Here is a 7,278-nt window from a genome sequence, read left to right on the forward strand (position 1 = left end):
ACCTGGGCGTCGACGGCTTCCGCACCTGGGCGTCGACGGCTTCCGCATCGACACCGCCAAGCACGTCAACTTCGAGTTCTGGGAGAAGTTCGCGACGGCGGTGCGGGACCACGCGACCTCGGTCGGCAACCCCGACTTCTTCATGTTCGGCGAGGTCTACGACGCCGACCCCGCCAAGCTGTCCCCGTACCTGCGCGACAGCGACATGAACGCGGTCCTCGACTTCACGTTCCAGTCGGCTGCCGCCAACTACGCGAAGGGCTTCTCGGCGGGCGGCCTGAAGGCGCTCTACGCGGGCGACGACATGTACACGACCCCGACGACGAACGCGCAGGCACTGCCCACGTTCCTGGGCAACCACGACATGGGCCGCATCGGGTACTTCGTGAAGAGCGCGGACAACCCGGAGCAGCGCTCCGAGCTGGCGCACTCGCTCATGTACCTGACGCGCGGCCAGCCGGTCGTGTACTACGGCGACGAGCAGGGCTTCGCGGGCGTCGGCACGGGCGGGGACAAGGACGCGCGGCAGTCGCTGTTCGCCACGCAGGTGACCGAGTACGCCAACCAGACCCTGCTCGACGGCACGACCGTCGGCTCGGTGGACCGGTACGGCACCGACACGGCGCTGTACGACCACATCGCCGAGCTGGGCGCCCTGCGGTCCGCCCACCCGGCCCTGCAGGACGGCGCCCAGATCGAGCGGTACGCCTCCGGAGCGGTCTACGCGTTCTCCCGGGTCGACGCCGACGAGAAGATCGAGCACCTCGTCGCGACGAACAACGGCACCGCGCCGACCACGGTGACCATCGACACCCTGACGCCGGGCGCGACGTTCGCGCCGCTGTACGGGACGTCGACGAGCGTGACGGCCGCCGCCGACGGCACGGTCTCGGTGACGATCCCCGCCCTGGGCGCGATCGTGCTCAAGGCCGGGACGACCGTCGCCGCACCGGCCGCGGCGGGACCCATCACGCTCACCGTCCCCACCGCGGGCGCCGGGTTGACGGGACAGGCCGCCGTCGGCGCTGACGTGGCCGACGACGTCTGGAGCCAGACGTCCTTCGCTTACCGGGTCCTCGGCGACGACGCGTGGACCTCCTTGGGCACCTCGGAGACGACGTCGCCGCGGGTGTTCCACACGGTCTCCGGTCTGCCCGACGGCGCCGTGGTCGAGTACCGCGCGGTCACCGTGGACGCCGCCGGGAACAAGTCCGCCGCGTCCACCTACGCGAGCGTCGGCGTCGCCATCGACGGCGTGGTCCCCGACACGGGCCCCGTGAGCCCGACGTCGGTGTCCGTGCCCGGGAGCCACAACAGCGAGATGGGCTGCGCCGGTGACTGGGAGCCCGCCTGCGAGGTGGACCAGCTGACCAAGCGCGCGGACGGCGTCTGGTCCGGCACGTTCGACCTGCCGGTCGGCACCTACGAGTACAAGGTCGCCATCAACGGCTCCTGGGACGAGAACTACGGCGCCGGCGGCGTGGCGGGCGGCGCGAACGTGACGTACAGCGTCACGACGGCCGGACCGGTGACGTTCTACTACGACGAGACGACGCACTACTTCTCGTCCACCGCGCAGGGCCCCATCCTCACGGTGCCGGGTTCGTTCAACAGCGAGGTTGGCTGCGACGAGGACTGGGCGCCGTGGTGCATGACGACCTGGCTGCAGGACCTTGACGGTGACGGGACGTTCACGTATGTCGAGTCGGACCTCCCGGCCGGCTCGTACGAGGCCAAGGTGGCGCACAACCTCAGCTGGGACGAGAGCTACGGCGCCGGCGGTTCGCCGACCGGGGGGAACATCCCGTTCTCGGCGCCGGGCGGCAAGCCCGTCACGTTCTCCTACGTGCTGGCCACGCACCTCCTGACCATCACGGTCACCGACCCGCCGCTGCCCGGCACCGGGCAGGCGCAGGCGCACTGGATCGACCGCGACACGATCGCGTGGCCCGCCGCGTGGGCCACCGACCCCACGGCGAGCACCTTCGCGCTGCACGCCTCGCCCACCGGCGGGTTGAAGGTCCAGGACGGCGTGCTGGTCGGCGACGACGGCAACCCCGTCCCGCTGACCTACGACCCGGCCGGGCTCACGGCGGCGCAGCGCGCGCGGTTCCCGGCGCTGGCCACCGGGTACGTGGCGCTGCACCTGCCCGACGACGCCCCGACGGCCGACCTGCTGCGCGGCGCGCTCCTGGTCACCCAGGCGGCGTCCGACGGCACCTACCAGGCGGCGACCGGGGTGCAGATCCCGGGTGTGCTCGACGACGTCTACGCCGGCGACGCCCAGGAGCGGACCCTCGGCGCCACCTGGAAGAAGGGCGTCCCGTCGCTGGCCGTCTGGGCACCGACGGCGCAGAAGGTCGACCTGCTGGTCTGGCCCGGGACCTCGTCGACCGAGCAGCGCGTGGCCGCCACGCGTCAGGCCGACGGCACGTGGACCGTGGCAGGCAAGAAGTCCTGGGCCGGTGCGCGGTACCTCTGGGAGGTCACGGTCTACGCGCCGACGACCGACAAGGTCGAGGTCAACCGCGTGACCGACCCCTACTCGGTGGCGCTCACCCTCAACTCGACGCACTCGGTGCTGGTGGACCTGGCCGACCAGGACTTCCGCCCGCGCCAGTGGGAGAAGGCGAAGCAGCCGGTGGTGCGGCCCGTGGACCAGACGATCTACGAGCTGCACGTGCGGGACTTCTCGATCAACGACGAGACGGTCCCGGCGGCCAAGCGCGGCACGTACCTCGCGTTCGCCACCGACGGCGCCGGGCGCACGCACCTGCGTGAGCTCGAGAAGGYGGGCCTCACGACGATCCACCTCCTGCCGACGTTCGACATCGCGTCGATCCAGGAGGACAAGGCGCTGCAGAAGACCCCGGACTGCGACCTCGCGTCGTACGCACCGGACTCCGACCAGCAGCAGGCCTGCGTGACTGCTGTGGCCGACGCCGACGGCTTCAACTGGGGCTACGACCCGCTGCACTGGACGACGCCCGAGGGGTCGTACGCGGTGAACGCCGACGGCGGCGCGCGCGTCGCCGAATTCCGCACCATGGTCGGGGCGCTGCACGCCGACGGCCTGCAGGTGGTGCTCGACCAGGTGTTCAACCACACGACGGCCAGCGGTCAGTCGCCGCAGTCCGTGCTCGACCGCGTGGTGCCCGGCTACTACCAGCGGCTCAGCAAGACCGGCACCGTCGAGACGTCCACCTGCTGCCAGAACATCGCGACCGAGCACCAGATGGCGCAGAAGGCCATGGTCGACTCCGTGGTGACCTGGGCCCGTGACTACAAGGTCGACGGGTTCCGGTTCGACCTCATGGGCCACCACTCGGTGGAGAACATGGAGGCCGTCCGGAGCGCGCTCGACGAGCTCACCCCGCGGAAGGACGGTGTCGACGGGAAGAAGGTCTACCTGTACGGAGAGGGCTGGAACTTCGGCGAGGTGGCGAACAACGCCCTGTTCACGCAGGCCACGCAGGGTCAGCTGGGCGGCACGGGCATCGGCACCTTCTCCGACCGCCTGCGCGACGCCGTCCGGGGTGGGGGACCGTTCGACGAGAACCCGCGCATCCAGGGCTTCGGCTCCGGCGGCGGCACCGACCCCAACGGTGACGCGATCAACGGCTCGGAGGCCGACCAGCTGGCCCGGGCCGCGCACGACGCCGACCTGGTCCGTCTCGGGATGGCCGGCAACCTGCGCGACTACGCGTTCCTCACCAGCGCGGGCACGGTCCAGACGGGCGCGGAGCTCGACTACAACGGCCAGCCGGCCGGGTACGCCGACTCCCCGGAGGAGGTCATCACCTACGTCGACGCGCACGACAACGAGACGCTGTGGGACTCGCTCACGTACAAGCTGCCCACGGACACCCCCATGGCGGACCGCGTGCGCATGAACACCGTCTCGCTGGCGACGACGGCCCTGGCCCAGACGCCCTCGTTCTGGCACGCGGGCGCCGACCTGCTGCGGAGCAAGTCGCTCGACCGGAACAGCTACAACTCCGGCGACTGGTTCAACCTGCTCGACCTGTCCGGCCAGGACAACGGCTTCGGCCGCGGTCTGCCCCCGGCGGCCGACAACTCCGCGAAGTGGCCCATCCAGCGGCCGCTGCTGGCCGACCCGGCGCTCAAGCCGTCGCCGGCCGACATCGCGACGGCGTCGAAGGCCGCGGACGACCTGCTGCGGCTCCGGTTCTCCACGCCGCTGTTCCGGCTCGGCTCGGCCGACCTCATCGAGCAGAAGGTCAGCTTCCCGGGCTCCGGCCCGGACGCCGACCCGGGCGTGGTGGTCATGGCCATCGCCGACGAGCCCCGCTGGGACTCGGCGACGCGGCGCTGGGCCACGGACGTGGACCGCGCGCTGGACGGCGTCCTGGTGGTCGTCAACGGGTCCGACGAGGCGACGACGCAGACCGTCGCCGACCTGGCCGGGCACCGGCTGGCGCTGTCGCCGGTGCAGGCCTCGGGCAGCGACCCGGTGGTCAAGGCGACCACGTGGGACAAGGCCACCGGCACGGTGACCGTCCCGCCGCGCACGGTCGCGGTGCTCGTGGAGAAGGCGGGCCACGGCCACGGCTGGTGGCCGTGGGGGCGGTGACCTCCTGAGGTGACGACGGGGCAGGGCCGGCACCCCCTACGGTGAGGTCGTGTGCGGGTGCCGCACGCGCGGCCCGGCAGCCTGCGACCACGCCGGCTCGGCCCTCACGGAGGAGGCAGTCGTGGCAGCCCTCGACGACCTGACAGCGTCGATCCCGATCGACCAGCTCGCCGCGAAGCTCGGTGTGGACACCGCGACCGCCCAGAGCGCCGTCGCCGCGGCCCTCCCGGCGCTGCTCGGCGGGATCGAGGCGAACGCCCAGGACCCGGCGGGCGCCGCGTCCCTCTCGGCCGCGCTCGGCACCAAGGACCCGGCGCTCGTCGAGGGCGGCGTGGACCTCGACCAGGTGGACACCGACGACGGCGCCAAGATCGTGCGGAACGTCTTCGGCGCGAACCAGGACCAGGTGGTGGCGGCGCTGGGCTCCGACTCGCGCACGCCCGACCAGTCCATCATCGCCAAGGTGCTCCCGATGCTCGCGCCGATCGTCATGGCGTTCCTGGCCAAGCAGCTGGCCGGTCGGTCGGGAGGCGCGCAGGGCGACGCCGGCGGTGGGGGCCTCGGTGACGTGCTCGGGGGAGTGCTCGGTGGCGGAGGCTCCTCGGGCGGCGGGCTCGGCAGCGTCCTCGGGGGGCTGCTCGGTGGCGGCGGCTCCTCGGGCGGGATCGACATCGGCGGGATCCTGGGTGGCCTGCTCGGGGGCGGCAAGCGCTGACCTCCAGGCACACGTAGGGCCCGCGACCGATGACGGTCGCAGGCCCTACGTGCGTGCCGGGTTGCGGAGACCGCGGCGGGTGGTCACGCCAGGGGGAGTCAGCCCTTGACGGACCCGGACATGAGGCCGCCGATGAAGTACTTCCCGAGCAGGATGTACACCAGCAGCGTGGGCAGCGACGMGAGCAGGGCGCCCGCCATCGAGATGCCGTAGTTGGTGAGCAGCGCACCGTTGGCCAGGTTGTTGAGCGCCAGGGTGACCGGGCCGTTCTGGCTGGAGGAGAAGAACACCGCGAAGAGGAAGTCGTTCCACGCCGAGGTGAACTGCCAGATGAGGACCACGACGAAGCTCGGGACCGAGATCGGCAGCACCACCGACCAGTAGGTCCGCAGCATCCCCGCACCGTCCACGCGCGAGGCCTCGACCAGCTCCTCGGGGATGGACATGTAGTAGTTGCGGAAGATCAGCGTCGTGATCGGCAGACCGTAGATGACGTGCAGGATGATCAGCGACGGGACGCCCGAGGGGATCCCGGCACCGAGGATGAGCTGCAGCAGCGGGATCATCACGGCCTGGTAGGGGATGAACATCCCGAACAGGATCAGGGTGAAGACGATGTCCGCACCCCGGAAGCGCCAGCGCGCCAGGACGAAGCCGTTCATYGACCCCAGGAACGAGGAGATGATCGCGGCCGGGATCACCATCTGGAACGTGCGCCACAGCGACGGCGACAGGGCCGTCCAGGCGGCGCTCCAGTTCTCCGTGGTCCACACCTGCGGCAGGTTCCAGGCGCGCGTCGGGGTGGCGTCACCGAGTCCCTTGAAGCTGGTCACGATGAGCACGTAGACCGGGATCAGGACCAGGAGCGTGAAGAAGATGAGCAGCGCGTACTTGGCGGTGCGTCCCTTCGAGAACCGGCTGCGGGTCAGGTCCGCGGCGGGTGCGGCCGGGCGGCCGAGGGGAGCGGTGAGCTCCGCGGGCGTGACGGTGGTCATCAGTGCTTCTCCGTCCGGTTGAGGTGCACCAGGTACGGGATGATGAGCACCGCGACGATGACGAGCAGGATCGCGCCGACGGCTGCGGCGTTCGAGTAGTCGAAGCTCGACTTGAACACGTACATGTCGATGGCCGGCACCTTCGTCTGGTAGTTGGCCGGCTTCGAGATCGACATGATCAGGTCGAACGCCTTGAGCGACATGTGGCCGACGATGATCACGGCGGACAGGGCGACGGGGCTCAGCTGCGGGAAGATCACGTGCCGGTACGTCTGCCAGTTGCTCGCGCCGTCGATCTGCGACGCCTCACGCAGCTCCTCGGGGATGCCGCGGAAGCCGGCCAGGAACAGCGCCATGACGTAGCCGGACAGCTGCCAGATGGCGGGGATCGCGATGGCCGCGATGCCGACGTCGACGTTGTTCCACCAGTTGTTCTGCAGGAACGGCAGGCCGATCATCTGGAACAGCCGGTTGAGGCCGGAGGCGTTCTCGCCCTGGTTGGAGTTGAGCAGCCAGCGCCACACCACGCCCGAGGCGACGAACGAGACCGCCATGGGGAACAGGTAGATGGAGCGGAAGACGCCCTCGAAGCGCACGGGCCGGTCCAGCAGCCACGCCCAGACGAACCCGAAGAACATGGTGCCCACCAGGAAGACGACGGTGTAGATCACCAGGTTCCGCAGCGAGTGCTGGAACTCGTCCGACTGGAACAGCGAGATGTAGTTCTCGAGGCCGACGAAGCTGACGGGGGCCTTGCCGTTGGCCTGCGCCGCGTTGTGGACGTCCTGCATCGACGTGTTCGCGTTCACCGCGAGGAGGCCGTACACGAAGACGCCGAGCAGGATCAATGTCGGCGAGATGAGCAGGAGGGGAGGCCCCCACTTACGGATCTGTCGGGGCACGCGTGCCTCCTGGAGTCGTGACGAGCATTCGGACGGGTCGGGCGGTCGGGTTCAGCCGACCCGGGTCGAGCG

General features: G+C 70.4%; 4 protein-coding genes. 2 read left to right on the forward strand and 2 right to left on the reverse strand.

Annotation, left to right across the window (positions count from 1 at the left end; translation table 11 throughout):
* On the forward strand, positions 1–4,594 hold a 4,594-nt coding region (gene pulA, locus AC1DUQ_RS17945; protein WP_477074267.1), incomplete at its 5' end, for a pullulanase-type alpha-1,6-glucosidase.
* A 121-nt stretch (positions 4,595–4,715) separates the two neighbouring features.
* Positions 4,716–5,309, forward strand: a complete 594-nt coding sequence (locus tag AC1DUQ_RS17950; protein WP_477061476.1) for a DUF937 domain-containing protein — start codon at positions 4,716–4,718, stop codon at positions 5,307–5,309.
* A 98-nt stretch (positions 5,310–5,407) separates the two neighbouring features.
* Here AC1DUQ_RS17950 and AC1DUQ_RS17955 read toward each other — a convergent pair whose 3' ends face one another.
* Both AC1DUQ_RS17955 and AC1DUQ_RS17960 read right to left on the reverse strand, forming a co-directional pair.
* Entirely contained in the window at positions 5,408–6,304 is an 897-nt protein-coding gene (locus AC1DUQ_RS17955; RefSeq protein WP_477074268.1) for a carbohydrate ABC transporter permease, read from the reverse strand.
* Positions 6,304–7,206, reverse strand: coding sequence for a carbohydrate ABC transporter permease (locus AC1DUQ_RS17960; protein WP_477061478.1), 903 nt, complete (start codon positions 7,204–7,206; stop codon positions 6,304–6,306). The genes AC1DUQ_RS17955 and AC1DUQ_RS17960 overlap by 1 nt, the downstream gene beginning before the upstream one ends.
* Positions 7,207–7,278 lie beyond the last annotated feature (72 nt).

It is taken from the genome of Cellulomonas sp. P4_B5_2 (assembly GCF_056402235.1).